Here is a 26,664-nt window from a genome sequence, read left to right as displayed (position 1 = left end):
CGGTTTATGCGAGTCCTGTTGACAGGAGGTTGAGGGCAACGCTGCCGTTGTTGGTGTCGACGTTCACGTCCGCAGTCACGAGTCCGCCCTTCTGCAACGTTGTGAGGATTTCTTCGAGCCGGGTGGCGAGTTGGCTGAATCCCTCGGTAAGGCCGGGGATGTCGTTGGAGCCGGTGTCGAACTGCGGCATGAGCTGCGAGAGGTCGACTTGCCCGGATTGGGCCATCGACAGGAACCCGCCGATACCCGATGCCGCCGTGAAGCCCAACCCGGATGCCAATGAAGCGGCTTCCATCAGGTTCGTGGGGCGCATGTAGTCGCGGGCCTTCGGTTCGTTGTAGCCACCGAACCCACCATCCGCGAACTCGGTGATGTTCAACCGTTTCCCGGTCTCCCGCCAGATGTCTACTGCGCGTGCTCGTTTCGCCGGGTCACCGGGAATGTAGGCTTCCCACGGTCCTGCTTGCGGTTCCGCCCAGACACGCACGTTGCCGCCTGTGGTTGCGATCTCGGGGTTCTGCGCTTCGATGCCGCCATTGGCGAACACCTTCAAGCTTCCGACCGCCTTCGGGGTACGACTGTCCGGGGCCGCGCCACCGAGATCGGAGAAGTTGACGACCCGCACATCCACCGGACCCGACGAAGTGGAGAGGGTGCCAGTGCGGGTGCTTCTACCCGATCCACCAGCAGAAACACCAACGCTCGTGGTGCCGCCGTTCATCGATCCGACGGTGCCTGTGTCGAACGAGCCGGGATCAGGGTCGCCCTGCATCGGCAAGTGCATGATGTTTGGGAACGATCGCGCGGACTTCGCTTGGCCGCCGTACTGCCCGTCCCCACGCGCGCCACCCATCTCGACAGAGACACCGTTCGGCTGCGTGTACGTCGTATGCCCACCACCGGGGCCACCGTTCAGCCAGCCGACGTTGAGGGCACCGTCCATCCACCCCGGCTGCAAACCACGCGCCGTCAGGGCTTCCTTCTGGTTACCGGTAGCGAACCTGCCCGGTGCGTCGGGGTCGCCCGTCGTCGCGTAGTTCACGCCACGCGATGCAGCACCGGAGCAGTCGGTATCCCACGTTCCGTTCCAGCCACCCCACGTGTAGTTCGCGCCTTCGATGCCGCGGGAGAACGAGTCCAGATCCTTCGGCGACACAATCCCGCCGTCAGCCATCTGCACCAGCCCATACCCGAACCGGTCAGCGACATCCTTCAAGATGCCTACCGCGCGGGGACGCTTCGACTCAGCCCCAGGAATGAACGCTTCCCACGGGCCTGCGCCTTCCTCAGCCCACTGCACCAACCCACGCCCACCAGCGGGACGGAGTAGGGCTTCGTCGGGGAGCTTCCCGTCAGCGAACGGACCGCCGCCACCATCGAACGTGCCCGGTGCCGCAGGAGCACCACCACCAGCATTCAGATACGGAGTCGGACCCTGCATCGACGGCGCATCCTGCTCGGACACACCCTGCGACTGCCAATACCCGATCTGACGCTGCCGCAAGTCGACGAACATGTCGATGTTCTTGCCGTCGTTCTTGCCCATGAACTCATCGATCGCAGCCTGACCGTCAGCGGTGTTCGCGGTGACCTTGAACTTCCCGTCGGGCAGAGTCTCGACTTTCAACCCAAGCGCCTTGAGCTGCTCTGTCTGCTCGGGGCTGTTCGACTCGATGATGATCGTCTTGTCGTCAGGTACAGAGTCCACCGAGTCACCGAGGGCCTGCATCAAGTACGCCGATGTCTGAGCTTTGTCCCCTGCTTCAACGACACCGTCACGCAGATCTTCGAGCCCTGGGATCGCGCCGTCGATGTTGTCGGCCATCCCACGCATCGAGTCAGCACCGGATTCGAGACCGTCCTGGAACCCGATCATCGCGTCCGATGCACCTTCGAGCTTGTCCGCGACACCATCCATCCCCAGCGCGCGCGCGACTTTGGACGACACACTGACGAGTTCGCCCATGCTGCCGATCATCCCGCCGAGAGCCATCGCAGTGCCGTCGGTGAGATTCGCCAGGACACGCAAGGTGTCGGCGGCGAACGATGCCATCGCAATACCCGTGTTCAAGCCCGCTTCCGCCAGGCCGGTGAAGAACCCGATTATCTCCGGCTTGTGGGTCGTCACCCAGTTCGCGACATCCGTCAACGCAGGACCGAACGCCATCGCCAGGTTCGCCTTCATCTCCGTCGACGCCACCTCGAACTGCCGACTGGCGGTTTCGATAGCCGCACCAGGACCGGACGCCATCCTGTCCGCCGCCTTCTGCGCTGCGCCTTCGACTTTGCCGAACTCGGCGGCGGACGTGTCGAGGTTCATCGCACCCAACGCCATACCGAGGTCTTCGGACATCGTGCCGAACAAGCCCACCGCGGCGGTTGTCTTGTCGACTCCGTCGGGCATCTCGTTGAATGCCCGCAGAACATCTGCAAGAACCTGTTTGGCGTCGTCACCGCCACGGTTCGCCTTGTCGAATGACTCCTCCGCGCTCATACCAAGCAGTTCGTATGCGGTAGCGGCTGTCTCAGAATTACTGCGGGACTGAATCGCGAACTCTTTCAGCGCGTCGATAGCGACGTCGGTATCACGTGCACCAGCGCCGACAGCCTGAGCGACAATGCCCATTCCTTCTTCTGCGGAGAGGCCGAGCTGCCGGAACTGGGTCGAGTACTCGATGACACCTTCGGTGAGATCACCCGACACATTCAGTCCACGTTGGCTCGACTTCACGATGAGGTCGAACGCCTCATCCATGTTCTTCACGACACCGGTCTTGATGAGCTGCGATGCAGCGCGGGTCGTTTCGGTGATATCGCCTTCGATGATCTCGTTGGCGGTGGTGAGACCGTTGACAGCTTCCTGCATGGTCCGGCTGCTGTCGTCTCTGGAGATCAGGCCGCCGAGGATCGCGTCACGGATGATGTTCTGGTTGTCCGCGATGGACTCACCGAAGTTGTTGGCGTAAGACTCGCCTGCTGCGCGCGCGATCTGCGCCATCGCGGCGTCGTCGATGTCCAGTTGCGCTTGAACTTTCGAGCGGGCAGCGTTGGTGGCCATACCGTCGGCGAATGCATCAGCCACCACCGCGCCGGCGGCGAGACCGAGGACGGCGACTCCTGCGAGGGCAGCTCCGATGGGGCCACCTTTCGCGCCCAATCCCGCCACCCGCGGTGCAAACCCAGCGATGAACGAACCGCCCGTCGACGAACCCGCACCTTCCGCGGCACCCGACAGGCCCTCCATACCGCCTGAGAAGCGATCTGCGAAGCCAGAACCGGCGTCTGCACCAGCGGACTCGGCAACCTGTGCGGTTTCGCGGAGTTCGCGTTGGGTGCGTTCGAGAGCGTCGACAGCATCACGGCCACCCTGCTCGGCGGCGCGCGCGGCACGACGATGCGCCGCCTCCATCCGATCCGTGGCCTGCTCAGCGTTCCGGGTTTCACGCTCAGCCTGCGACGTTGCTGTGGCGACACGGCGTTGCGCTGCTTCGAGCTGATCCGCCGACGTCGACGAGTCACGTTGTGCTGCATCCAACCGTTCCTGCGCGATGCGGACCTGCTCGGTAGCTGTCTCGGCGCGGGAGTTCGCGCGCTCCGACGCCGTCGCATACGTCGCCGCTTCACGCTGCAACTGCTGGTAGCCCTGCGCCATCCGCTGCGTGGAAGCGGTGATACCCGTGGCAGCTTGTGACGTGACCTGCTCGGTGCGGCGAGCTGACTGCTCGGCACCGTTCAGTGCGCTGCTGAGCTGGTCCTCAGCTGACAGGCGGACGGACAGTTCACCAAGATCAAGCGCCATGATGTGCCCCCGTCGGCGTGCTGAACGTGGTCCCCAACGCTTCATCGAAACCGCGCTTGATGCCCTCGATGTACGCGTCGAGAGCGTGAGGAATGCCTGCCTGCGCCAGTAGCGGCCCGACTGCCTCGAACAGGAGGAAGCATCCGTTGATCGACCCCTGCACTGCACCGACGAGCATGAACACCACCTGGTGCAAGTCGTCGTGGTCGAGACTGTCCAACAGTTGCGATGCAATGTGCCGGTCCCCGTCGGAGACGAGCTTGAAGACTGCTTTCGCCTCCGCCAGGAGGTCGTGGTTCGAGGTCATATATGGCTCGCTTTCTCGGACGCAGCGTCCAGTCGATCTCGGACTGCTGCGATCGCTCGGAATTGATCTGTGACGACGGGCATCAGCTCGGCCCTGTCGAGTTCATCGGCGGCCTGCTTGAGGCAGTCACCGACTCGGGAAGTAGTGCGGCGCAACGATTCTTCGAGGACCGAAGCGAGATAGACGCGGCCATTGCTCGGGAGCGGAACACCGGTGTAGCAGTCCATGACGAACTTGCTCAGCGCCGCGAGCCTGTCACCGGTACCAACCGATCCACCCGAACGGATCAGCGCGACAACCGCGCCGGGGTCCGGGTCGACACCATCGCCCGCCAACTCGCGCACACACTGGACCACCGCCGACGCCTTCGGATCGGCGAAATCCCGACTGACGACGAAGTCGAGCCAGACCAGCGCCGTGCCGGCGCGCTGCCAGAGCAGCGCACCGACAAGGCAGGACTCAGCAGTGACCACGATGCGGAGCGGTGAGACCGACGCATCGATCCCGTTGCGTGTATCCGCGTGTAAGGCCAGATCCGTAACCGTCACAAGCCATCACTCCCCTTGGATAGGGCACAGAGGTACTGGGCGCGGGCCACGCGATGATCAGCCGCGGAATGCGCAGGGCAGTCAGGATCGTCGATGAGGTCCGTGGCAGAGCAGCGCCGCGAGAGGTAATCGGCGTTCTTCTGCCGAAGTTCCTCGATCCGCTCGAACGCCGAGGTAATCCCGTCGATAACGTCGACGGCCTCTTCGAGCGAAAGCTTGATCGAGGTATCACCCCAGGACAGATGAACGTGTTTCTGTAGGCCGTCCAACCTGACACGAACCGTCTCATCGGAGATCACGAAAGCATTGGTCGTTGCCATCACGCGGCCTCGATTCCGATGAGACCGTGCTTCGCCCTGGCGATCTGGGCGAAGTCCAGCAGCAACGCAGCCAGGTGCTCGGCGTCGTCCCACGCGATCGGGTACATCGAGCGGCCCTCATCGGTCAGGAACACCAGCTCGATCCGATCGAAGTCCACCAGACCGACCCGCAGGACATCACGCCCATCGAGGCCGTCGAGAGTGATGACACCCTCGAACGCCGCAGTGACGTTGCCCGCCAACTTCGGTGTGCCCCTCACGCTGCACGCTCGTCGGACGAACCGGTGCACGCATCAGCAGTCGCAACGAGAAGCAGCCGCACCAACTCCGGGATCGAATTGGTCGAGAACGTCGCGTCGTAGCCGCGGAGAACGACGTTGTGTTCTGTCGGCTCACCCTTGAACGGGAACCGCTGCGACCCCACCACCGACTCGAACCCGCTCAGATCCCAGACCGACCCCGCAGTCCCGTACGCCTCGGTATGCGCGTCACCATCCTCGGACCGATCGAGCTGCACCGCCGTATATGCCTGCGCCAGAGTGACAATCAGGTTCAGCGCGCCGTCCGGTGACAGCGTCCAACCGTGGTCCTTGTCGCTCACCTGTATCGCGTGGCTAGACCCCTCAGCATCGACCGCGCGATGCACCAACACATCCAGGCGGTCCGACTCCGAATCAATTGCAACCGAATCGAGCTGGAAGAAATCGCAGATCTCCTGGTTCGGGAGCAACTTTGGGCGTGGCTCGAAGGTAGGCGTGGGCGTGTGAACGTTGCTTTCGGTTGGTACAGTGCTCATAGCGAAGTCACTCCTGGGAAAAGGGGATGGGTTCAGAGCCTCGGCAGGTGGTAGGACACCTGTCGAGGTTTTTTCGTTGGTGCGGTGGGTTCGCCCGATCAAGCTGCGTCACCACGTCGAGTGCTGGCTTCCTGCTGTGCAAACCAGCGGTCCACTTCGCTCTGCCGGTAGAACACGCGCCGCCCGATGTTGAATGAGGGTGGTCCTGCGTTGATCTGCCGCCACCAACGGAGCGTCTCCTTCGAGGTCCGGTAGCGGTCCGAGACTTCAGCGGTTGTCAGGTAATCGATCTGCGGTTCGCGGGTCTCTTCAATGGAAGACATCTGCGATTGCTCCAATCTGGATTTGAATCGACGGCTTTTGACGTCCAGATCAGAGTATCAGTGGTTTAAGCCAATTCGGAGCATTTTCGAGCCCTGTTTGACGGTGTGTTGGATTAGTGTGTGTTCTGTGATGGTGAGAGATGGCGAAGAGGAACGATCCGACGTCGAGCGAACAGCGGAGCAATGGTTCGCGCAGAACGTCAAGAACGCTCGGGCGTCGCAAGGAATTACACAGGGAGCTCTCGCGGCCAAGATGGCAGAGAAGGGCTTCGCCTGGCACCAGGCCACGGTCTACAAGATTGAAAATGGAACCCGGCAAGTCCAGCTTGGAGAGGCCCAGGCCGTCGCGGAGATTCTTGCGCTACCGCTTGAGCAACTGACAGCAAAGGGCACCGAGATTGACCGCCTGTTCGGGGAGATAGAGACCGAATACCAGTTCCTCCAAGAAGACCGCGACCGGCTCACCCATCGAGTCAGCAAGACTCAGGAAGAGCTGTTCAAACTTCAGCCGCTCCGGGACTACACCAGCGGTAAGAACGTCATTCTGCATGCCGTTTGGGACTCGCTGCTTGCACTCGCACAGCGGCTACGCGACGGATCACCCCGCCGTATCGACTTCTCAAAGATTCTGTTGGACATGGGATTTGATGAGAAGTCATTGAAGGACGCGGAAGCCTTCTCGAGCAGCGGAGATGACGAGACCGACTACCACCTAGACCCCGTCAAGATCGTGGAATACCTCCAGAAGCACTACAAGCTCGACACCCTGCGCAGCCGAAACCACCCCCAGGACCAACCATGACAACACAACGCCGCAACCGCCGCGCCGGCATCGAAGACCGCTGGACCAAAACCACCCGAAACCCCGACGGCACCACCACAAAAACCCACAGCGCCAACCACGGACAAGGCAAACGCTGGCGCGCCCGCTGGGTCGACGACACCGGCACCGAACGCAGCAAATCCTTCGACCGCAAAACCGACGCACAAACCTGCATCGACGAACTCACCACCGCACTCACCACCGGCAACTACGTCCAACCCAAAGCCGGCCGCACCACCATCGCCGAAATCCACACCCAATGGACCAACAGCCAAGCCCACATCAAAGACACCACCGCCGCCACCCGACAAACCACCTGGACCACCCACGTCCAACCACGATGGGCCACCACCCCCGTCGCAGACGTCCACACCAGCGCCATCCGAGCATGGGTCGCCACCATGTCCAACAGCGGCGCAGGACCAGCCACCATCGAAAACGCCCTCGGCGTCCTCCGCATGACCCTCGACACCGCAGTCGACGACAAACGCCTAGCGCGCAACCCATGCACCGGAGTCAAAGCCCCCCGACGCGAACACAAAACCCGCGGCTACCTCACCCACACCCAAGTCGAAACCCTCGCCCAACACACCGGCACCGACGCCACCGTCATCCGCTTCCTCGCCTACACCGGCCTCCGCTGGGGAGAAATGGCCGCACTCCGCGTCGAATCATTCGACATGCTCCGGCGACGCATCGTCATCCGCCAAGCCGTCGCCGAAGTCAAAGGCAAACTCATCTGGTCCACCGCCAAGAACCACGAACGCCGATCCGTACCCTTCCCACGCTTCCTCACCGAAGAACTCGCAGAACGAATGCAGGGAAAAGGCCGCGACGACCTCGTATTCCCAGCGGTGGCCGGGGGAGTACTCCGAGTGTCACTCTGGCGACGGCGAGTCTTCGCAAAAGCCGTCGAAGCCGTACAGGCCGAGGTAGCCGTACAGCGGGAGGGGGAGCGGGGGACGGTGGGCCATGCGGTCACCCCCGAGTTTCCGAGGATCACCCCTCACGATCTGCGGCACACGGCCGCCAGTCTGTCTATCAGTGCCGGCGCGAACGTGAAGGCAGTCCAGACGATGCTCGGGCACAAGTCCGCAGCTCTCACACTCGACACGTACGCGGACCTTTTCCCGGACGATCTTGAAGCGGTGGCGGAGGCTCTGGACCTCGCGGCTATGGCGGCCCGTCGAGCTACTGCGGACTCACTGCGGACTGGCGGTCATTGATTGGATGCTCTGACCGCGGATACAGAAAAGCCCTGACCTGTTCTTGCAGGTCAGGGCTTGTTTCTATCTCTGTCCAACTGTCGGGGTGGCGGGATTCGAACCCACGACCTCTTCGTCCCGAACGAAGCGCGCTACCAAGCTGCGCCACACCCCGTGTACCGCTGGAGAAGTCTAACTCACGACTGCCTCGGAACGCGAAACGCCCTCGTCGGAGACGTTTTTCGGACCCATTCTGGGGGCCGGAGTCAGTGTGATCAGGGTGGCTTCGGGCCGGCAGCAGAAGCGTGCCGGCGCGTAGGGCGAGGTTCCGACGCCTGCGGAGACGTGCAGCTGGGTGTGAGCGCCCCACTGGGACGGACCCTTCACCCGGGATCGGTCGATCTCGCAGTTCGTCACCAGCGCGCCGTAGAACGGTAGGCACAGCTGGCCTCCATGGGTGTGTCCGGCGAGGACGAGGTCGTATCCGTCCTGGGCGAACTTGTCCAACACCCGCGGCTCCGGTGAGTGCGTGATGCCCAGGCGCAGGTCGGCCAATGGATTGGGCTGCCCGGCGATGGTGTCGTACCGATCGCGCTTCAGGTGGGGATCGTCGACGCCGGCAGCTGCGATGCGTACCCCGGCGACCTCGAGTTCGCGACGTACGTGCGTCACGTCGAGCCAGCCGCGCTCGGAGAACGCCGCGCGCAGATCACGCCACGGCAGCGATTCGCCCGTCGTGCGCTTGTGGTTCTTGTCGAAGTACTTGAACGGGTTCTTCGGCTTGGGCGCGAAGTAGTCGTTGCTGCCGAAGACGAACAGGCCCGGCCGGGCGAGCATCGGTCCCAGTGCCTGCACGACACTGGGGACGGCGCACTGGTGGGAGAGGTTGTCGCCGGTGTTGACGACCAGATCGGGCTCGAGCCGGTCCAGTTCGCGTAGCCAGTTCTGCTTCATCCGCTGGCCGGGCATCATGTGCAGGTCGCTGATGTGCAAGACCCGCAGAGTCGCCGATCCCGGCTCGAGCACGGCCATCGACGTCTCACGCAGCGTGAACGCATTGCGCTCGATGAGCGTGGCATATCCGACGCTCAACGCCGCGGCTCCTGCAGTCCCGATCACCGAACTCTTCAGCGGCGACGCTCTGACGGCGTCTCGCGCGTGCTCGGCAACCGAGCGCAGTTGCGTGGAGGCACCGCGCAGTTGGGTCGAGGTAGGGAGAAACGAGGGACTGAATTGTGCGGACACCTCATCCACGATACGGCAGCAACCGGATATGGACGTGCGAGCCGGCGACTGCGCCGCGTAGCGTTTCCGCCATGTCCGAACTCAAGGCTCGCCTCCGTACCGACCTGACCGCAGCGATGAAGGCGAAGGACAAACTCCGCTTGGCAACGCTGCGCATGATTCTCGCCGCCATCCAGACCGAGGAGGTCTCCGGTAAGGAGGCCCACGATCTGACGGACGACGACGTTCTCAAAGTGCTTGCCAAGGAAGCGAAGAAGCGCGGCGAATCGGCCGAGATCTACACGCAGAACGGACGCGGCGAGCTCGCTGCCAACGAGCATGCAGAAGCACAGATCATCAACGAGTACCTGCCCACTCCGCTCACGGACGAGGAGCTGGCCACCATCGTCGACACCGCGATCGCGCAGGTCGCCGAGGACCTGGGGGAGCGACCGGCGATGAAGCAGATGGGTCAGGTCATGAAGGTCGCGTCGGGACTCGCCGCGGGCAAGGCCGACGGATCGCGACTGTCGAAGGCCGTCAAAGACCGTCTGTAGTGCGCTGCGCGCAGTGGTGTGATTACGTGCCCCAGGAGGGCCCTAATCACACCACTGCCGCTGGCACTAGCGAGGAACGGTGATACCGGGAATCGCCGGGATCTGGATGCCCGGCGGCAGGTCCGGTATCTGAATGCTCGGCAGGGCCGGTGCCGGGGCCGGGGCAGGTCGAACCGAACCGTCACTGACATAGATCGTGATGTTCGATCCGGGGACCGCCGAGCCCGACGGCGACGTCGACACCACGGTGCCGCGTGCAGCCTGAGCGGCCGTCGTCACCGCCGTCACCTGGAAGCCCGCACTCTGCAGCGTGGACGTCGCAGACGACTGGCTCTGACCGGTGACATCGGGAACCTGGCCGTTGGCCGAGCCGCGGACGTACTTCTGGTCGACGGGTGGCAGCGTGACGGGCCCGAAGTTGGTGGCGATCGGGGCCATCGCGTCGAACCACGTCCGTGCCGGCTCGTTGCCGCCGAACAGGTTGCCCGAGCCGCAGGGGCGCAGCGGGAACGAGCAGATCTCGCTGGGCGTCGGTGAGTCGCCGTAGGTGTAGACGGCCGCGGCGTAGTTGTTGGTGAACCCGAGGAAGCCGGAGGACCGGTTCGACTCGGTCGTTCCGGTCTTACCGGCCATCGGCAGGTTCCAGCCGGCGGAGGCAGCGGCCGATGCAGACGTTCCGCCTGCCTGGTCGTCCTTGCTCATAGCGTTGGCGAGGGTGTTCGCCAGACCGGGCTCGACGACCTGCTCACATGCCTGGTGAGCCACCGGAACGGGCTTTCCGTCGCGGTCGAAGATCGAGTCGATGGGCGTGGGCGGGCACCATTTGCCGCCGGACGCCAACGTGGCAGCCACGTTGGACAGCTCCAGTGGGTTCACCCAGGTGGGTCCGAGGGTGAACGAGCCGAGATTCTGACTCTTCTGGAAGTCGGCCATCGACTGATCGGTGCCCGACGAACCCGGATCGTTGTACGAGCGCAGGCCGAGGCGGACGGCCATGTCGACCGTAGGCGTGACGCCGACGGACTCGATCAGCTTCACGAACGCGGTGTTGGGTGACTGAGCCAGTGCGTCGGTGATGGACAGCGAGGGTGGGTAATTGCCCGCGTTCTCCACGCAGTAGGTGGCAGCGGGGCAGTTTCTGGCTCCGCCGTCGCCGACACCCTTGACCTCCACGCGTTTCGGCACCTGCAGAGTCGCGCTCGTGCCGAGTCCGCGCTCCATGGCGGCAGCGGTGGTGAAGACCTTGAAGATGGAGCCTGCTCCGTTACCGACCAGAGAGTGCGGTTGCGGCTGCACGGTTTCGTCGGCGTCGCCATCGAGGCCGTAGGTGCGGCTGCTGCCCATCGCGAGCACTCGGTGCTGGTCCTGGCCCGGTGCGACGACGTTCATCACGGTGGCGACACCGTCGAGCGAGGGACTGGTGTTGCCGACCAGAGCGGCCTTGGTGGAGTTCTGCACCGCAGGATCGAGTGTCGTGCGGATGAGGTACCCGCCCTTGTCGATCTGCTCCTGGCTGATTCCGGCATTGGCGAGGTATTCCAACGCGTAGTCGCAGAAGAACCCGCGGTCGCCTGCCGCGATGCATCCGCGGGGCAGGGTCTGGGGCTCCGGCAGTACGCCGAGCGGCTCGGACTTGAGGGCTTCCAGTTCGGCGGCGCGTTCGGGGAGGTTCTGGATCATCGTGTCGAGCACGGTGTTCCGGCGGTCGATGACGCCCTGTTCGTTGGTATACGGGTTGAGGGCGGAGCTGGACTGCACCATGCCCGCGAGCATCGCGGCCTGGACGGCGCTGAGCTGGCTGGCGTCGATGCCGAAGTACGTCTGGGCCGCGTCCTGGATGCCGAAGGACGCGTTGCCGAACGGCACCAGGTTGAGGTACCGGGTGAGGATCTCGTCCTTGGTGAGTTCCTTGTCCAGCGTCAGCGCCATCCGGATCTCGCGGATCTTACGAGCGGGCGTCGTCTCGATGGCTGCGCGACGCTCGGCGTCGGTCTTGGCCACCACGAGCAGCTGATAGTTCTTCACGTACTGCTGATCGATGGTGGACGCGCCCTGTTCCACCTGCCCGCTGGTGGTGTTGGTCAGGAACGCGCGCAGCGTGCCCTGCCAATCCACGCCCTGATGCTCGGCGAAGCGGCGGTCCTCGATCGAGACGATGGCGAGCTTCATCTCGTTGGAGATCTGGTCGCTCGGCACCTCGAATCGGCGCTGCTCGTACAACCACGCGATGGGGTTGCCGTTGATGTCGGTCATCGTCGAGACGGCGGGCACTGCGCCCTCGACCAGCTCGGCGGAGACGTTGTCGACGGTATCGGCGGCGCGGTTGGAGGCGTACCCGAACCCGCCGGCCAAGGGGAACATCACGCCGGCGAGCAAGGCACCGGCGAGCGCTGAACATCCGGCGAGCTTCGCCACGGTTTTTCCAACTGACACAGAGCACAGCGTACGTGTGCGGCGCTCGGACCGGCAGAGGCCCACACGCGCTGTGTGCTGCGCCCCTGCTCGGGACGGGCGTACCAGAAATGTGACCTTGCCGTCTTGCATTCGGGGCTCGCGTTACCTAAATTATGAACACGGTGTGATTCGCATAACACTTGATAATGAATGTGGGGCAGCTCCCAGAATTTGTGCTTCGTCCGACGAGGTACAAACTGCTTGGAGCCTCCGGGACGTCCAGTGAGGACGTCCGCAACGCAAAGGGGTATCCGCATGCACACGACAACCGCGCCGACGCGACTCGATGTAGAAGAAGCAGAAGCACGCATCGCCTGGGTTTCCCACGCCCGGTGCAAGGGCACCGACCCGGATCAGCTCTTCGTCCGAGGTGCAGCGCAGCGCAAGGCGGCGACCATCTGTCGGCACTGCCCGGTGCTGATGCAGTGCGGTGCGGATGCCCTCGACAATCGAGTGGAGTTCGGCGTCTGGGGCGGCATGACGGAACGCCAGCGCAGGGCCCTGCTCAAGCAGCACCCCGAGGTCGATTCCTGGTCCGAGTTCTTCGAGACCCAGCGCCAGCAGCAAGCAGCCATCTAGCCGCCTGCCGGGCGGGGCCGATTCAGCCCTTGCGGGTCAGCTGATCGGCCACCGCGCGGAGCGCAGCGAGGTCGGAGACCTCGAACGGCAGCGAGGGCACGCCGACGATGGGCACCCGGGGGTGGGCACCGGTGAAGCGTCGAAGCAATCGCACCTCCCGCGCTGCCGTCACGGCGCGTTGCGCGTGGATGCGGAGGACGGCGGCGGTCAACTCCGCGCCCGGGTCGTCGATTCGATCGAGGAGATCGGCTGCCGTCGCGGCGTGATCCGCCTGAACCGACGACAGCGTCGGGTGCGTCCGGTTCACCACCAGACCTGCCAACGGCATCTTCTCCGCCGACAGTCGCTCCACGAAGAACGCGGCCTCTCGTAGAGCGTCGGGTTCCGCTGCGGCCACGACGAGGAAACTGGTCCCGTCCTCGCGAAGCAACTGGTAAGTACGCGTCGCACGCTCGCGGAAGCCGCCGAACATCGAATCCAGTGATTGAACGAAAGCCGATGCGTCGGAAAGCATTTGGCTACCGATCACCGTGGAGACGCCGCGCATGGCCAGGCTCATCGCGCTGGTGACCACGCGGGTGATGCCGCGGCCGGGAGCGGTGAGCAGCCGGATGAAACGGCCGTCGAGGAACGAGCCGAGTCGCTGCGGCGCATCGAGGAAGTCCAGTGCATTGCGCGACGGCGGAGTGTCCACCACGATCAGATCCCACGACTTGTCCAGGGACAACTGCCCCAGCTTCTCCATCGCCATGTACTCCTGCGTGCCCGAGAAGGACGACGCCACAGTCTGATAGAACGGGTTGGCCAGCACCTGCTCGGCCTTCTCCGGCGTCGAGTGCTCGATGACCATCTCGTCGAACGTGCGCCGCATGTTCAGCATCATCGCGTGCAGTTCACCCTTGGCACCGGCACCCAGCTTCACCGGCTGCGGGCTGTTGTCGAGATCGCCGAGTCCGAGAGCCTGAGCCAGACGGCGAGCCGGGTCGATCGTCAGGACCACCACCCGCCTGCCCTGCTCGGCAGCGCGCAGCGCCATCGCGGCCGCGGTGGTCGTCTTGCCCACACCCCCGGCTCCGCAGACGACGACGATCCGCGACGTGGGATCGGTCAGGATGCGGTCGACATCGAGTTCGGTTGCTACTGGTCGAGTCATCGGACACCCTGTTCTGCCAGCTTGGCGGCGAGTTCGTACAAGCCGCCGAGATCGACACCGTCGGCCAACATCGGCAGCGACATCTGTGCCACGTCGAGCTCGTCGAGCGTGGTCGCGCTCTCCACCTGAGCCGAGAGCGTCGACGCATGCTCGATCGATTCGGTGAGCAGGCCCGCGAAGTCGGCCTCGGACAGGGTGATTCCGGTCTTGGCGAGGCCGTCCTGGATGGCCACGGCATCGATCTCGCCCTCGGCAATCGACTCCAGCGTCTCGGCCGGGAGGTACGTCGGTTCGGTGCGGTTGACGATGACCGTGCCGAGTCGCAGGTCCGCCGCTTCGAGCTCGCGCACCGCGTCGGCCGTCTCCTGGACCGGCAGCGCCTCGAGCAGCGTCACCAGGTGCACGACGGTGTCGGCCGAATGCAGCAACCGCACCACGCCCTCACTCTGCGAGCGAACCGGACCGCCCTTGGCGAGATCGGCCATGGCCTTGGTGACATCCAGGAAGTTTCCGATGCGGCCGGTCGGCGGCGAGTCGACGACGATCTCGTCGTAGATGCGGTTGCCCTTCTTGTCGGTTCGCACCACGCACTCCTTGACCTTGCCGGTCAGCAGTACGTCACGAAGACCGGGTGCGATGGTTGTCGCGAACTCGATGGCACCGATCTTGCGCATCGCGCGTCCGGCGAAGCCCAGGTTGTAGAACATCTCGAGGTACTCGAGGAATGCGGTCTCGATGTCGATGGCCAGTGCATAGACCTCGCCGCCGCCGTCCGCCGAGGCGACGCGCGTTTCCTGCGGGGGAAGCTGCGGCACGTCGAAGAGCTGTGCAATGCCCTGCCTGCCCTCCACCTCGACCAGTAGCACCCGCCGACCGCCTGCAGCGAGTGCGAGCGCCAATGCGGCAGCAACCGTCGTCTTACCGGTCCCGCCCTTGCCGGATACGAAATGCAGCCGCGCGGCATCTGCTTTCGCCGGCCATCCCTCTTCGTTCGATGTACCCACACCCCGACCATATAGAGAGTCGGGGCCGGTCGTCCGACGGAACCGACAATCACGTGTTCGCAGTGACGCACCCCTCGCGGTCGCCGAACGATAGGCTCACGTGCATGAGCGAAAAGATCATCTGGGAGTACTTCACCGCACCGGTTCTGATTCATGCGACCAAGCAGATTCTCGACAACTACGGCTCCGAGGGCTGGGAGCTCGTGACGATCATGGCGGGACCCAACGGCGGCGACACGTTGGTCGCGTACTTCAAGCGCCCGAAGGCCTGAGCGCGCGTGGCAAAGTGGAGCGAACGCCTCTCCGAGCTGGGTATCGAGTTGCCCGACGTCGTCCCGCCGCTGGCGGCCTACGTCCCCGCGGTGCAGGTGGGTTCGCTCGTCCACACCTCCGGCCAGCTGCCGATCGTGGACGGGAACCTGACCTCCGTGGGCAAGGTCGGCGGCGACGTCACGGCTGAGGACGCCACCGCAGCGGCTCGCATCTGCGCCCTGAACGCGCTCGCCGCCGTGCACGCGCTCGTCGGCATCGACTCCGTCGCCCGCGTGATCAAGGCGGTCGGCTTCGTCGCCTCCGCTCCGGGATTCACCGGTCAGCCCGGGGTGATCAACGGGGCGTCGAACGTCATCGGTGAGATCTTCGGTGACGCAGGTAAGCACGCCCGCTCGGCCGTGGGTGTCGCCGAACTGCCCCTCGGCTCTTCGGTGGAAGTGGAGCTCATCGTCGAGCTCCGCTAGCGCGTCCGTCGTGCCGGCGCACAGGTTGTCCGCGCCGGCACGCGGAACGCCGCCGAAGTGCACCTTCGTACTCGGCGCGGGTTGCGCGCCGAGGTCCGCGTGTTCGTTGGGTTACGGAATCAGGACGATCTTTCCCGGGAAGCTGGTATCGAGAGCCCGGTGCGCGTCGGCGATGTGCTCGAACGCGTAGGTGCGGTCCACGTGAACGACCAACTTCCCCTCATCCACAAGGGAACCCAGAGATTCGAGACCGACGTGATCGGGTTCGACCGAGATTCCCACGAAGGTGAAGCCCCGTTGCTCGACTTCCGCCTGCAGCGTTCGGTTGCTCCGGTCGACGATGGTGACCAGGGTGCCGCCGGGAACCAGCACCGACAGTGATCTCGATGCGTTGTCGGCCCCGATGCAGTCGAGCACGATATCCACCCCGGACACTGCACGAGTGAAATCCTGTGTCCGATAATCGATTACTTCGTCGGCTCCGAGACCGCGTACGAACTCCTCCCGCGGCCCGCTCGCGGTACCTATCACGTATGCGCCGAAGGCCTTGGCAATCTGCACGGCAAGGTGTCCGACACCGCCCCCGGCCCCGTGAACGAGAACGCGCTGACCGGGGCTGACGTGCGCCCCGTCCACCACGCTCTGCCACGCCGTCAACCCTGCCAGTGGTAGTGCGGCGGCCTGCTCGAACGACAGGGTACGAGGCTTTCGTGCGATTTGCCGAGACGGTGCAACCACCAGTTCGGCATAGGTGCTCGCAGGGCGCGGGAAGAACGGCATACCGAACACCTCGTCCCCCACCTGAAACGCGTCACCCCCGGAACCACCGATTCGACGACGCCGGAGACATCCCAACCCAGGACGAAGGGAGGTTCACCCAGCAACGCGAACCCGCCACTGCGAATCGCTGTCTCGACCGGATTGAGTCCCACCGCGGCCACTCTGATGAGTACCTCGGTGGGAATGGGAACCGGAGCGTCGATCTCGACGATCTGCAGGACCGACGGATCGCCGAATGTGGTCTGTGAGATGGCCTTCATCGCAGTAGTTCCTCCGCTGTCGAATTTCCCTGCATCGCTTGCGTATCGAGGGTCGGCGTGGGTTTGCTTCCCTCGACGGCCCGTGGCACGAGCACCTCGGACAGTCGTTCTGCAAGCCCCCGCGCATTTCGTAGCGCTTTCATATCGTCGTCTGTCCAGGCTTGCCGTGCATCGGCGTCTTCCAGAGCGATGGAATAGGCATCGACGATTTCCGGGATGAGGCTCGATAGGTGCGATCCGACCAAGACTCGGCCGGAGATCGCTTGTTCGCCTGCCGACATCGTGGCCACCCCTCAGAGCGTGCACAAAGCCCCCGGCTTCGTGGGCAGCGTATCCGCCGCGAGTGGAGCCGCTGTGACCCTGTGATGAACTCCACTGCCCGATTAGTCAGGTTGCTGCGGCGGCAATGAATCTTTGCAGGTGCAGGCCTCGGTGCACCGAGCAGGCGTGGTCGACACCCTTGTCGACCGATTCGAGGAATTCGTCCAACAACACGGCGAAGCAGTCGGTCGACGAGGTGGATCGGTCGGTGAGGGTCTCGACGCCGTCGGTACCGCTCAGTTCGATGCGCATGAGGGACGGCATGATCGGCGTCCGCAGTGACAACTGCACTGTGCTGCGGGCCCCACCTTCGTGTTCGAGCGCCACCGTCCAACTGTCCGACGCCACCTCGCGGTGCGAGTAGGCAACGCGCGCAATGGTTCCCAGTGCAGCGTCGAGTAGATCGAACACGTGGGGCCCGATGTCGAGGATCGCCCCGTCGTCGTGCCGCCACTGCGAATTGGCGTACGCCCCGCCGAGGATCGCCCCGGAGAACCAGGTTCCCGATCCTGCTGCCCAGCTGCGTCCGGCCGCCGCGTCGAGGAATTGTCTTGTCTCCGGGGCGAATCGGAGAGTCAAGGTCACCATCGACCGCACGCCTGCTGCCGTGACGGCCGCCGCCAGTTCCTCCGCCTCGGCCACCGTGGCCGCAATCGGCTTGTCCAGCAACACATGTTTGCCTGCCTGAACTGCACGCAGCGCGTACCCGGCCTGTACAGCGGGCGGCACTGCGAACGCGACCGTGTCGACCGCACCCAGCAGGGCGTCGAACGACTCGAAGACCGGTGCTCCCATCTCGGCGGCGGCCTCGGGCCGCCGGGCCCACACTCCGGCGAAGTCGACGGCAGGATGAGCGAGCAACGAGGGGGCTTGAGTCTTGCGAGCCCAGGGGCCCGCTCCGACGAGTCCGATCTTCATGAGTGTCGACGGTAGTCCGCGTGGACAGCACTCGGGGTCGGCGACCTACAGTATTTCAATGGCCGTCTCGAACCCCCAGCATCCCGCGTACGGACTTCTTCGGCAGGTGACCCCCACCGCGTCGGTTCTGCTCGCCGACAACCCGGGGAAGATGACGCTCGACGGAACGAACACCTGGATTCTGCGAGCGCCGGGGTCGGATGAGTGCATCGTTGTCGATCCGGGTCCGAAGGATCGGGCCCATCTGGACGCCGTCGCCGCGTCGGGCGCGGTGGTTCTGACGCTCGTGACCCATCGCCACGCAGACCACACCGCTGGGCTCAAGCGATTCCACCGAAAGACCGCGGCTCCGGTGCGCGCACTGGGAGACAAGTTTCTGCACGGGGACGGCGTGAGCCTGGCCGACGGCGAGATCATCGAGGCCGCAGGACTTCGGATCGAGGTGCTGCACACGCCCGGTCACACCGCGGATTCGGTGAGTTTTGTGCTCGACGACGCAATCCTGACGGGAGATACCGTCCTCGGCCGCGGCACAACCGTGCTCGATCCGAAGGACGGCTCGCTCGCGGATTATCTGGAGTCGTTGGACCGGCTCGAAGCAGCCGGAGCGGGGAAGACCGTTCTTCCCGGGCACGGGCCGGAGTTGCCGGACACCGCCGAGGTGGCGCGAGCGTATCGCGCCCACCGTCGGCAGCGGCTGGATCAGGTTCGTTCGGCGCTCGCCGAGCTCGGCGAGAACGCGAAACCGATGCAGGTGGTACGGCACGTCTATGCGGACGTGGACAAGAAGTTGTGGCCGGCTGCGCGGATGTCGGTCAAAACGCAGCTGGCCTACCTCCGCGAGAGCTAGCGAGCTCGGCGTGCCAGACGCTCGGAGTCCGAGATCAGCACGGACTTGCCTTCGAGGCGCAGCCATCCGCGGTGCGCGAAGTCGGCCAGTGCCTTGTTGACGGTCTCCCGAGAGGCACCGACGAGCTGAGCGATCTCTTCCTGCGTCAGGTCGTGGGTGACGCGCAGCGATCCCGCTTCCTGAGTGCCGAAGCGCTGGGCGAGCTGCAACAGCGCCTTCGCCACGCGTCCGGGGACGTCGGTGAAGATGAGGTCGGCCAAGTTGTTGTTGGTACGACGCAACCGGCGAGCCAGGACGCGCAGCAGCTGCTCGGCGATCTCGGGTCGCTGGTCGATCCAGTCCTTGAGTGCAGCGCGATCCATGCTGACCGCGCGGACCTCGGTGACCGTGGTGGCCGAGGATGTGCGAGGACCGGGGTCGAAGATGGAGAGCTCGCCGAACATGTCCGACGGTCCCATGATCGTCAGCAGGTTCTCGCGGCCGTCGGGGGAGCGTCGCCCGAGCTTGATCTTGCCGGAAACGATGATGTAGAGCCGGTCTCCGGGCTCACCCTCGTTGAACACCACGTGTCCCCGGGGGAAATCGACAGGCTGCAGCTGCTTCGTCAGTGCCGCAACCGCAGAGGGTTCGACTCCTTGGAAGATGCCGGCCCGTGCCAGGACGTCGTCCACTTGCGCTCCTTTTGGGATGTCGGTGACGCGGCAACCCGCACCACCGAACGCGTTTGTTCACAGTTCGTGCCATGCACCGAACTGCGGTGCAGTTCAGGCGTCGACGTCGATCCGATGATCAAACACAACAATTACCTCAGGGGAGTCTACTTCGAGTCGGTGGAAACCGAGTGATCGACGCCACCACAGGTTGCCAGAGGTCTCGGGCGTCTGTTCCCGTTCACCCGAAATTCACCGAAATTACGACCAATGGGACGAAACGTCCGTTCAGCTGGCGCGTTGGTCGACCATGCCGTCGCGCGTGTCGACGGTCCGCGGCGGGGTCTGGCGGCGCTTGCGGGTGTTGAATCGGGCCAGTGCATGCGGGAAGCCCTCGTTCGCCAGAGTGGCGACCTCGGACTTGCTCGCCTGATCGAGGAACTCCTGCACTTCCTGCTCCCGGACGCCGAGCTTGCTGAGCCGGAACTCGACGCGTTCCATCGCTAGTGCGAAGAGCATGAGTAGTACCGGAAAGAGCACCACGGCGAGTCCTTGCATACCGGCCAGTTAACACCGAAAAGGTCTCGATACAAACACAGCTCACTGCTGCCGCGAGGAACGTTACGCATTCTTGTCCGTACAGTTGGGGAGTGGATTCGACAGCTCCGAAACGCCCCGACGTGCGCAAACGCGAGGAGACTCACCTCGGGCTCGTGCGCCGGGCCAGGCGGATGAACCGGACGCTGAACACTGCGTTCCCGCACGTGTACTGCGAATTGGACTTCACCACGCCCCTCGAACTCGCCGTTGCGACCATCCTGTCCGCGCAGTGCACCGACAAGCGCGTCAACATGGTCACCCCCGCACTGTTCGTGAAATACCGCACAGCCCGCGATTACGCCGAGGCGGATCGAGTGGAGCTCGAGGAGTACATCCGCACCACGGGCTTCTACCGCAACAAAGCGAACTCGCTGATCGGACTCGGGCAGAAGCTGCTGGAGAACTACGACGGTGAGGTGCCCGCGACGTTGAAGGACCTCGTCACGCTCCCCGGGATCGGCCGCAAGACGGCCAACGTGGTTCTCGGTAATGCCTTCGATGTTCCGGGAATCACCGTCGACACGCACTTCGGACGGCTCGTCCGGCGTTGGCAGTGGACCGAGGAGGAGGACCCGGTCAAGGTCGAGCACGCCGTCGGCGCACTGATCGAACGCAAGGAGTGGACGCTGCTCTCGCATCGAGTCATCTTTCACGGCCGACGCGTCTGCCATGCTCGTAGACCCGCATGTGGGGTGTGCGTCCTCGCCAAGGACTGCCCCTCCTTCGGGGCCGGTCCGACGGACCCCGCCGCCGCGGCCGCGCTGGTGAAGGGCCCGGAAACCGATCACCTCCTCGCCCTCGCCGGAATCGCGCCGTGAACAAGTCTGCTCTGCGTTGGTCACTGGTCGCACTGATCCTGGTGGTCGGGATGGTCTACGCGCTGTGGCCTCGCAACGACGCCGCACCCACCGCGCAGCCCATGGACTCTCCCGGCCTCGGGCAACGAGCACCGGGGACGGACGAACGTCGCGCAGTCGACACGCCCGAGGCCCTCGCACCACTGAGGCAGGACGCCGGTCTCGCGGGATGTCCGACGCCGTCGGGCACGTCAGCCGGCCCGCTGACGGGCATCACACTCGAATGCATCGGCGACGGTTCGTACGTCGACCTCGGCCAGGTGCTCGCCGGCCGACCCGCCCTGCTCAACATCTGGGCGTACTGGTGCGGGCCGTGTGCCGAAGAGCTGCCCTACCTGCAGCAATACGCCGAACGAGTGGGCGAGAAGATCGAGGTCTTGACGGTCCACAACGACGCCAACGAGGCCAACGGTCTGACGCGGCTCACCGACTACGGCATCACTCTGCCCGGAGTTCAGGACGGCGCAGGCCGCGTCGTCGCCGCCGTGGGAGCACCGAACGTGCTGCCCGTTTCCGTTTTGATATCTGCAGATGGCACTGTCGCCAAGGTGCTGCCACAACCTTTCCGTAGCGTCGACGACATCGCCGAGGCCGTGCGGGTGAACCTCGGGATCGATTCGTGAGTGCACCCGACTGGCTCGGGCGCATGCTCGACGTCGCAGGCAAGGCGGGCGGGCTGACCGACACCACCGGCATCAACCCCGTGCTGCAACGACAGGCGCAGCCGGCCGATCGAACCCGTTCGGCGGCCGTGTTGGTGCTGTTCGGCGGCCCGGCCGTCGCCGATCCCGCTGCACCAGGCGGCCTGCCCGCCGATGCCGATGTACTGCTGACTCAGCGTGCGTCGACGCTGCGAGATCACAGCGGGCAGATCGCCTTCCCCGGCGGGGCCACCGACCCGGGTGACGACGGCCCGATCGGCACCGCTCTGCGCGAGGCGCAGGAGGAAACCGGACTCGATCCGGCGGGCGTCGTGCCACTGGCGACGATGCCCGGAATCTACGTTCCGCCGTCGCGCTTCGACGTGGTTCCGGTGCTCTCGTACTGGGAGCGGCCGACCCCGGTACGCGTCGTCGATCCCGGTGAGACCGAGCGAGTGGTTCGAGTTCCGTTGCGCGAGTTGCTCGATCCGAACAACCGATTTCAGGTGCGACACCCCGCGGGCTACCAGGGTCCCGCGTTCGCTGTGCAGGGAATGCTGGTGTGGGGCTTCACGGGCGGTATCCTGGCGGGTCTGCTGGCTGTGTCGGGCTGGGAGCCCGAGTGGGACACGGGGGACATACGCGATCTGGAGGCCAGCTTGACTGCGGTAGGAGCGAGGCTCGATCGGTGACAGGTTCAGGGTGGGTCGATATCGCGGTGCTTGCCATCGCACTGCTGGCGGCAACGTCGGGATGGCGGCAGGGGGCGGTGGCGTCGGCGCTGGCGTTCCTCGGCGTCGTTCTCGGTGCCGTTGCCGGAATTCTGGTGGCACCGCACGTGCTCGAACATGTCGACGGTTCGCGAACACGAGTGTTCGTCGGTATCGCCCTGATCGTGGTGCTGGTGATCGTCGGTGAAGTTGCCGGCATGGTCCTCGGACGGGCACTGCGCAGCGGAATTCATTCGCGTGCAGCGCGATCCGTCGACAGCACCATCGGTGCCGGGTTGCAGGCCGTCGCGGTCCTCGCCGCCGCGTGGCTGCTCGCCATACCGCTGACGTCGTCCTCTCAGCCCGAGGTCGCGAGCGCGGTCCGAGGGTCGACGGTGCTCGGTCAGGTCGACGAAGTGGCGCCCGATTGGCTGCGGCAGGTACCCGAGGAATTCTCGGCGCTGCTCGACACCTCCGGGCTCCCGGACGTCATCGGACCGTTCGGTCGCACCCCGGTCGCCGAGGTCGCCGCACCCGATTCCGGTATCGCCGCTGGGCCGATTCCTGTGCAACTGCAATCGAGCGTCATCAAGATCAACGGCATCGCGCCCAGTTGCCAGAAGGCGCTGGAGGGCTCGGGATTCGTCGTCGGGTCCGATCTGGTGATGACCAACGCGCATGTCGTCGCAGGTACCTCCGAAGTGACCGTCGATTCGCCGAACGGGCCCCTGACGGCCGACGTCGTCCTGTTCGACCCCGAAGAAGACATTGCGGTGCTTCGGGTTTCGCAGCTCCAGGCCCCGGTGTTGCCGTTCGCGCCGATACCGGCCGAGTCCGGAACCGACGCCATCGTGCTCGGCTACCCCGGCGGCGGACCGTACACGGCGAGCCCGGCGCGTATCCGCGAGATCATCAACCTCAGCGGACCGGACATCTACCGCGCGGGCACCGTCCAACGTGAGGTGTACACCGTCCGCGGATCGGTGCGGCAGGGCAACTCAGGTGGACCACTGGTCAACTCGTCCGGTGAGGTACTCGGAGTGGTGTTCGGTGCCGCCGTCGACGACCCCGACACCGGATTCGTGCTGACCGCGACGGAGATCGCGGACGAACTCGCGCAGAGCTTCGCGTCGCCGGTGCCCGTCGCCACGGGCGACTGCATCGTCTAGCTTTCGCGGACGACCCTCAGGATCTCCTCGGACACCACGTCGGGCGCTTCCTGGTGCACGTAGTGGCCCACGTCCCGCACTGTTCGACGCGTCAGCCCCGGTGCCCAGTGCCGGTCGCGATCGAGGGTGGTCGGCAGGACGTACGGGTCGAGGTCGCCGCTGATCTGCGCGACGGGGATCGAAGTGCGTACGTCCACGGCGTCCATGAACCGGCGTCCCTCGGCACGGAACTGGCTGCGGAACGCCCACCGCTGATATTCGAGTGCGCTGTGCGCGGCACCCGGAATCCGGATGGCCGACCGCATCTTTGACGTGGTGTCGGTGAAATCGTCTGTCCGCTGCCACTCGGTGCCGGCGCGGCTGCTCATCAGCTCCTGCACCGCAATGCCGCCTCGCCGGGTCAGCAGCCTCTCGGGGCGCAATGGAACCTGGTAGCGAACGAAGTGCGGTAGCAGTGCGGCGCGCTGCGCCGAATCCTTCAACACGGCTCGTCGCAGAGAGATGGGATGCGGGGCGTTGATCAGCACCATCGAACGCACCGAGCGGGGGTGGAGCGCAACACCGGCCCAGCAGACGAGACCGCCGTCGGCGTGGCCGACGAACGTGGCGTGCGGATAGCCAAGGGCGCGAACGAGTCCGACGATGTCGCCGGCAAGAGTCCATCCGTCGTATCCGCGTGGGGGCTTGTCGGAGTCACCGTAGCCGCGCAGGTCGACGGCGATGGCGCGAACACCTGATCGCGCGAGCGCCTCGAGTTGATGTCGCCACGAGTACCAGAAGTCGGCGAAGCCGTGGAGCAGAACCACCAGCGGTGCGTCCGGTGCGTGTTCGCCGACCTCGACGACGTGGAACCGAATCCCGTTGGCGTGGATGTCGCGATGGATCCACTGTCCCGGATAACGGACCGTGGACGGATCGGGCTGATTCATACTGCTCGATTCGCCGGGCTACTACTTCTTGTAGCCGGGAACTCCGGGGATGGAATCGTGCTGGTTCGGCAGTACCGTCGACGCCTGCTTGAGCGAGTCGATGGTCTTCTCGGGCTTGCGGAGCTTCTTCACCCTGCGGTACCCCAGGAATCCGAACAGAGCCGCAGCCAACACCATGAATGCGAACACGATGAGGAACGCGGCCCAGCGGTACAGCCACACGTCGAGCAGCTCGGCGGCGAAGAAGAAGAAGAAGAACGAGCTGAACAGCAACACCGTCAGCGCGATGATGAAGAAGACGCTGCCCTGCAGACCCTTCTTGACCTCACCGGTGACCTCGGCCTTGGCGAGGGCGACTTCGGCGCGCACGAGCGTCGAGACCTGAGTGGTTGCGTCCTTGACCAGGTTTCCGATGCTGGCGCTACCAGGGGTGCGGGCATCGACATCGGTCAGAGGTATCGACGAAATCGTATTCGGGACGCCGTTGCCGTATCCCTTGTCATTGCTGACGCTCAACTCTCGACCCCTTGTAATTGCTCTGCTCGGTGTTGTGCGGAAGATCGTATCGACAGTAGTGCCTGGGTAGCAGGTTAACTGTTCCGCGGAGTGCGGGCGACGCTCGCCCTTGTTTGGACGCGTACCTCCGCGTCCGCGCGGGCAAACACGAGAATGTTGCACGAATCGGCAACGAACCGACCGGTCGCGTGAAATTCTCAGGTGTTCATCAGGTAATTTTCAGGGAACTTCCCCCTTCAGGAGCATTCGTGAGTTCAGCACACACCGTCGCCGCCGACGGTGCAATTCCCGCACCTCAGGTGCCGCGGTCACGCATCGTGATCGCCTCGATGGTCGGCACGTCCATCGAGTTCTTCGACTTCTACATCTACGCCACCGCCGCAGTGCTCGTCTTCCCGCGTCTGTTCTTCCCCGCGGGCAACGACACCACCGCGCTGCTGGCGTCGTTCGCCACCTTCGGTTTGGCATTCATCGCGCGGCCCGTCGGGTCGATTCTGTTCGGCCACTTCGGCGATCGCATCGGACGCAAGGCAACGCTCGTCGGCTCCCTGCTCACGATGGGTGTCGCAACGTTCGCGATCGGACTGTTGCCGACGTACGCCGCGGTAGGGCTGTGGGCTCCGGCTCTGCTGGCGATCATGCGCTTCACCCAGGGCGTCGGTCTCGGCGGCGAGTGGAGCGGTGCAGCGTTGCTGGCCACCGAAACCGCCAAGCCGGGCAAGCGAGCGTGGGCGGCGATGTACCCGCAGCTGGGAGCACCCATCGGGTTCTTCTTCGCCAACGGCATCTTCCTGCTCATCGTCATCGCGACGGGCTACGACTCCGTCAACTCGGGCACCGACCACGCGTTCCTCACGTGGGGCTGGCGAATCCCGTTCTTGCTCAGCGCCATCATGGTCATCATCGGCCTGTACGTCCGGCTCAAGCTGGAGGAGACGCCGGTGTTCAAGCTGGCCGTCGAGCGTGGACAGAAGGTCAAGACCCCGCTGGCGCAGGTGTTCAAGACCAGCTGGCGTCAGCTGATCATCGGCACTTTCGTCATGCTCGCCACCTACACGCTGTTCTACATCATGACCACGTGGGTGGTCAGCTATGGAACGGGCAAGGTCTCCGACGTCAACGGGCCGAAGCTGGCCATTCCGTACACCGACTTCCTGGAACTTCAGCTCATCGCGGTGCTGTTCTTCGCGGCGTTGATTCCGGTGGCCGGGCTGCTGGCGGACAAGTACGGCCGTCGTCCCACGCTCATCGTCATCACGTCGGCGATCGTGCTGTTCGGTCTGTCGTTCCACTGGTTCGCCGACCCGTCCTCTGCGTCGGCCGGCAAGATGCTGGTGTTCATGTGCGTCGGCCTCGGACTGATGGGCCTGACCTTCGGCCCGATGAGTGCCGTTCTGCCGGAACTGTTTCCGACGAACGTGCGCTACACCGGCTCGGGAATCTCGTACAACACCGCGTCGATCCTCGGTGCCGCAGTGGCACCGTTCATCGCGACCTGGCTGGTGAGCAGCTACGGCGTCGGCTGGGTGGGCGTCTACCTCGCCATCGCTGCGGCATTGACCCTGATCTCGTTGATCATCATGAAGGAAACACGGGATCAGTCGCTCGACAGCGTGTAGAGCGGCTGCGCCGCA

30 protein-coding genes, 1 tRNA gene and 1 pseudogene are annotated in these 26,664 nt (G+C 64.6%); 12 read left to right on the top strand and 20 right to left on the bottom strand.

Annotated elements, in window-relative coordinates; all coding sequences use genetic code 11:
• Positions 1 to 4: 4 nt before the first annotated feature.
• The 7 genes from MTX35_RS22150 to MTX35_RS22120 all read right to left on the bottom strand — a co-directional run bounded on the left by MTX35_RS22150 (position 5) and on the right by MTX35_RS22120 (position 6,093).
• Positions 5 to 3,799, bottom strand: a complete 3,795-nt coding sequence (locus tag MTX35_RS22150) for a phage tail tape measure protein (RefSeq protein WP_243597031.1) — start codon at positions 3,797 to 3,799, stop codon at positions 5 to 7.
• On the bottom strand, positions 3,789 to 4,106 hold the full coding sequence (locus tag MTX35_RS22145) for a hypothetical protein (protein WP_243597030.1): 318 nt from the start codon (positions 4,104 to 4,106) through the stop codon (positions 3,789 to 3,791). Before MTX35_RS22145 ends, MTX35_RS22150 begins: the two co-directional genes overlap by 11 nt.
• Positions 4,103 to 4,654 (bottom strand): hypothetical protein, encoded by a 552-nt coding sequence (locus tag MTX35_RS22140; RefSeq protein WP_243597029.1) that lies wholly within the window; start codon positions 4,652 to 4,654, stop codon positions 4,103 to 4,105. Before MTX35_RS22140 ends, MTX35_RS22145 begins: the two co-directional genes overlap by 4 nt.
• Positions 4,651 to 4,974 carry a hypothetical protein gene (locus MTX35_RS22135; protein WP_243597028.1) on the bottom strand — a complete coding sequence of 108 codons (324 nt, stop codon included), beginning with the start codon at positions 4,972 to 4,974 and terminating at the stop codon, positions 4,651 to 4,653. The genes MTX35_RS22140 and MTX35_RS22135 overlap by 4 nt, the downstream gene beginning before the upstream one ends.
• Positions 4,974 to 5,234 (bottom strand): hypothetical protein, encoded by a 261-nt coding sequence (locus tag MTX35_RS22130; RefSeq protein WP_243597027.1) that lies wholly within the window; start codon positions 5,232 to 5,234, stop codon positions 4,974 to 4,976. Before MTX35_RS22130 ends, MTX35_RS22135 begins: the two co-directional genes overlap by 1 nt.
• Complete coding sequence (locus MTX35_RS22125) at positions 5,231 to 5,575, bottom strand: hypothetical protein (protein ID WP_243597026.1); 345 nt, start codon at positions 5,573 to 5,575, stop codon at positions 5,231 to 5,233. The genes MTX35_RS22130 and MTX35_RS22125 overlap by 4 nt, the downstream gene beginning before the upstream one ends.
• A gap of 293 nt (positions 5,576 to 5,868) precedes the next feature.
• Positions 5,869 to 6,093 carry an AlpA family transcriptional regulator gene (locus MTX35_RS22120; protein ID WP_243597025.1) on the bottom strand — a complete coding sequence of 75 codons (225 nt, stop codon included), beginning with the start codon at positions 6,091 to 6,093 and terminating at the stop codon, positions 5,869 to 5,871.
• A gap of 130 nt (positions 6,094 to 6,223) precedes the next feature.
• Between MTX35_RS22120 and MTX35_RS22115 the strand changes: the two genes are divergently transcribed.
• Both MTX35_RS22115 and MTX35_RS22110 read left to right on the top strand, forming a co-directional pair.
• Positions 6,224 to 6,895, top strand: coding sequence for a helix-turn-helix transcriptional regulator (locus MTX35_RS22115; protein WP_243597051.1), 672 nt, complete (start codon positions 6,224 to 6,226; stop codon positions 6,893 to 6,895).
• Entirely contained in the window at positions 6,892 to 8,142 is a 1,251-nt protein-coding gene (locus MTX35_RS22110) for a site-specific integrase (RefSeq protein ID WP_243597024.1), read from the top strand. Before MTX35_RS22115 ends, MTX35_RS22110 begins: the two co-directional genes overlap by 4 nt.
• An 80-nt stretch (positions 8,143 to 8,222) precedes the next feature.
• Here MTX35_RS22110 and MTX35_RS22105 read toward each other — a convergent pair.
• A tRNA-Pro gene (locus tag MTX35_RS22105) sits at positions 8,223 to 8,296 on the bottom strand.
• A gap of 17 nt (positions 8,297 to 8,313) precedes the next feature.
• Positions 8,314 to 9,252 (bottom strand): metallophosphoesterase, encoded by a 939-nt coding sequence (locus tag MTX35_RS22100; RefSeq protein WP_243597050.1) that lies wholly within the window; start codon positions 9,250 to 9,252, stop codon positions 8,314 to 8,316.
• Between the two features lie 185 nt (positions 9,253 to 9,437).
• Between MTX35_RS22100 and MTX35_RS22095 the strand changes: the two genes are divergently transcribed.
• A complete protein-coding gene (locus MTX35_RS22095; protein ID WP_243597023.1) occupies positions 9,438 to 9,902 on the top strand; it encodes a GatB/YqeY domain-containing protein in 465 nt (154 codons plus the stop codon).
• Between the two features lie 66 nt (positions 9,903 to 9,968).
• Here the strand turns inward: MTX35_RS22095 and MTX35_RS22090 are convergent, their stop codons facing one another.
• Positions 9,969 to 12,317 (bottom strand): penicillin-binding protein, encoded by a 2,349-nt coding sequence (locus tag MTX35_RS22090; protein ID WP_308198161.1) that lies wholly within the window; start codon positions 12,315 to 12,317, stop codon positions 9,969 to 9,971.
• Between the two features lie 294 nt (positions 12,318 to 12,611).
• Here MTX35_RS22090 and MTX35_RS22085 point away from each other — a divergent pair, with 294 nt between their 5' ends.
• On the top strand, positions 12,612 to 12,935 hold the full coding sequence (locus MTX35_RS22085) for a WhiB family transcriptional regulator (protein WP_008712729.1): 324 nt from the start codon (positions 12,612 to 12,614) through the stop codon (positions 12,933 to 12,935).
• Positions 12,936 to 12,957: 22 nt separating this feature from the next.
• Here the strand turns inward: MTX35_RS22085 and MTX35_RS22080 are convergent, their stop codons facing one another.
• Both MTX35_RS22080 and MTX35_RS22075 read right to left on the bottom strand, forming a co-directional pair.
• Positions 12,958 to 14,088, bottom strand: coding sequence for an ArsA-related P-loop ATPase (locus tag MTX35_RS22080; protein WP_243597022.1), 1,131 nt, complete (start codon positions 14,086 to 14,088; stop codon positions 12,958 to 12,960).
• Entirely contained in the window at positions 14,085 to 15,092 is a 1,008-nt protein-coding gene (locus MTX35_RS22075; RefSeq protein WP_243597021.1) for an ArsA-related P-loop ATPase, read from the bottom strand. The genes MTX35_RS22080 and MTX35_RS22075 overlap by 4 nt, the downstream gene beginning before the upstream one ends.
• Before the next feature lie 104 nt (positions 15,093 to 15,196).
• On the opposite strand from MTX35_RS22075, the gene MTX35_RS22070 reads away from it, so the two are divergent.
• Together MTX35_RS22070 and MTX35_RS22065 are read left to right on the top strand one after the other, a co-directional pair.
• On the top strand, positions 15,197 to 15,364 hold the full coding sequence (locus tag MTX35_RS22070) for a DUF4177 domain-containing protein (protein ID WP_094609297.1): 168 nt from the start codon (positions 15,197 to 15,199) through the stop codon (positions 15,362 to 15,364).
• A gap of 6 nt (positions 15,365 to 15,370) precedes the next feature.
• Positions 15,371 to 15,829: a RidA family protein gene (locus tag MTX35_RS22065; RefSeq protein ID WP_243597020.1), complete on the top strand. Its 459-nt coding sequence runs from the start codon at positions 15,371 to 15,373 to the stop codon at positions 15,827 to 15,829.
• A gap of 111 nt (positions 15,830 to 15,940) precedes the next feature.
• On the opposite strand, the gene MTX35_RS22060 is transcribed toward MTX35_RS22065, so the two are convergent.
• From MTX35_RS22060 to MTX35_RS22045, 4 genes and pseudogenes are all read right to left on the bottom strand, one after another.
• A complete protein-coding gene (locus MTX35_RS22060) occupies positions 15,941 to 16,609 on the bottom strand; it encodes an NADP-dependent oxidoreductase (protein WP_243597019.1) in 669 nt (222 codons plus the stop codon).
• 59 nt (positions 16,610 to 16,668) lie between these two features.
• A pseudogene (locus MTX35_RS22055) lies at positions 16,669 to 16,869 on the bottom strand (alcohol dehydrogenase catalytic domain-containing protein); the annotation flags it as partial.
• Positions 16,866 to 17,159: a hypothetical protein gene (locus MTX35_RS22050; RefSeq protein WP_243597018.1), complete on the bottom strand. Its 294-nt coding sequence runs from the start codon at positions 17,157 to 17,159 to the stop codon at positions 16,866 to 16,868. The pseudogene MTX35_RS22055 and the gene MTX35_RS22050, both read right to left, overlap by 4 nt.
• A 97-nt stretch (positions 17,160 to 17,256) precedes the next feature.
• Positions 17,257 to 18,108: a Gfo/Idh/MocA family protein gene (locus MTX35_RS22045; protein WP_243597017.1), complete on the bottom strand. Its 852-nt coding sequence runs from the start codon at positions 18,106 to 18,108 to the stop codon at positions 17,257 to 17,259.
• Between the two features lie 58 nt (positions 18,109 to 18,166).
• Here MTX35_RS22045 and MTX35_RS22040 point away from each other — a divergent pair, with 58 nt between their 5' ends.
• On the top strand, positions 18,167 to 18,958 hold the full coding sequence (locus tag MTX35_RS22040; protein WP_243597016.1) for an MBL fold metallo-hydrolase: 792 nt from the start codon (positions 18,167 to 18,169) through the stop codon (positions 18,956 to 18,958).
• On the opposite strand, the gene MTX35_RS22035 is transcribed toward MTX35_RS22040, so the two are convergent.
• On the bottom strand, positions 18,955 to 19,629 hold the full coding sequence (locus tag MTX35_RS22035; protein ID WP_027494494.1) for a Crp/Fnr family transcriptional regulator: 675 nt from the start codon (positions 19,627 to 19,629) through the stop codon (positions 18,955 to 18,957). The two genes, MTX35_RS22040 and MTX35_RS22035, sit on opposite strands and share 4 nt — an antisense overlap.
• 267 nt (positions 19,630 to 19,896) lie before the next feature.
• Positions 19,897 to 20,166 carry a hypothetical protein gene (locus MTX35_RS22030; RefSeq protein WP_121872047.1) on the bottom strand — a complete coding sequence of 90 codons (270 nt, stop codon included), beginning with the start codon at positions 20,164 to 20,166 and terminating at the stop codon, positions 19,897 to 19,899.
• A gap of 173 nt (positions 20,167 to 20,339) precedes the next feature.
• Here MTX35_RS22030 and nth point away from each other — a divergent pair, with 173 nt between their 5' ends.
• From nth to marP, 4 genes are read left to right on the top strand one after another with little or no spacing between them, the layout of a single operon-like run.
• Positions 20,340 to 21,026 (top strand): endonuclease III, encoded by a 687-nt coding sequence (nth, locus tag MTX35_RS22025; RefSeq protein WP_243597048.1) that lies wholly within the window; start codon positions 20,340 to 20,342, stop codon positions 21,024 to 21,026.
• Positions 21,027 to 21,076: 50 nt separating this feature from the next.
• Complete coding sequence (locus tag MTX35_RS22020) at positions 21,077 to 21,688, top strand: TlpA disulfide reductase family protein (protein ID WP_243597047.1); 612 nt, start codon at positions 21,077 to 21,079, stop codon at positions 21,686 to 21,688.
• A gap of 23 nt (positions 21,689 to 21,711) precedes the next feature.
• A complete protein-coding gene (locus tag MTX35_RS22015; RefSeq protein WP_243597046.1) occupies positions 21,712 to 22,398 on the top strand; it encodes a CoA pyrophosphatase in 687 nt (228 codons plus the stop codon).
• Positions 22,395 to 23,585 (top strand): acid resistance serine protease MarP, encoded by a 1,191-nt coding sequence (gene marP, locus MTX35_RS22010; protein WP_243597015.1) that lies wholly within the window; start codon positions 22,395 to 22,397, stop codon positions 23,583 to 23,585. Before MTX35_RS22015 ends, marP begins: the two co-directional genes overlap by 4 nt.
• Here marP and MTX35_RS22005 read toward each other — a convergent pair.
• Together MTX35_RS22005 and MTX35_RS22000 are read right to left on the bottom strand one after the other, a co-directional pair.
• On the bottom strand, positions 23,582 to 24,514 hold the full coding sequence (locus MTX35_RS22005; RefSeq protein WP_243597014.1) for an alpha/beta fold hydrolase: 933 nt from the start codon (positions 24,512 to 24,514) through the stop codon (positions 23,582 to 23,584). The genes marP and MTX35_RS22005 overlap by 4 nt on opposite strands.
• A 21-nt stretch (positions 24,515 to 24,535) precedes the next feature.
• Positions 24,536 to 25,030 carry a phage holin family protein gene (locus MTX35_RS22000; RefSeq protein ID WP_243597013.1) on the bottom strand — a complete coding sequence of 165 codons (495 nt, stop codon included), beginning with the start codon at positions 25,028 to 25,030 and terminating at the stop codon, positions 24,536 to 24,538.
• 248 nt (positions 25,031 to 25,278) lie between these two features.
• Here MTX35_RS22000 and MTX35_RS21995 point away from each other — a divergent pair, with 248 nt between their 5' ends.
• Positions 25,279 to 26,649 (top strand): MFS transporter, encoded by a 1,371-nt coding sequence (locus MTX35_RS21995; protein WP_243597012.1) that lies wholly within the window; start codon positions 25,279 to 25,281, stop codon positions 26,647 to 26,649.
• Positions 26,650 to 26,664 lie beyond the last annotated feature (15 nt).

Source organism: Rhodococcus sp. ARC_M12 (assembly GCF_022810385.1).
GTDB lineage: Bacteria > Actinomycetota > Actinomycetes > Mycobacteriales > Mycobacteriaceae > Rhodococcoides > Rhodococcoides navarretei.
Note: the sequence above shows the minus strand (reverse complement) of the source record. Positions and strands in the feature narration are given on the sequence as shown.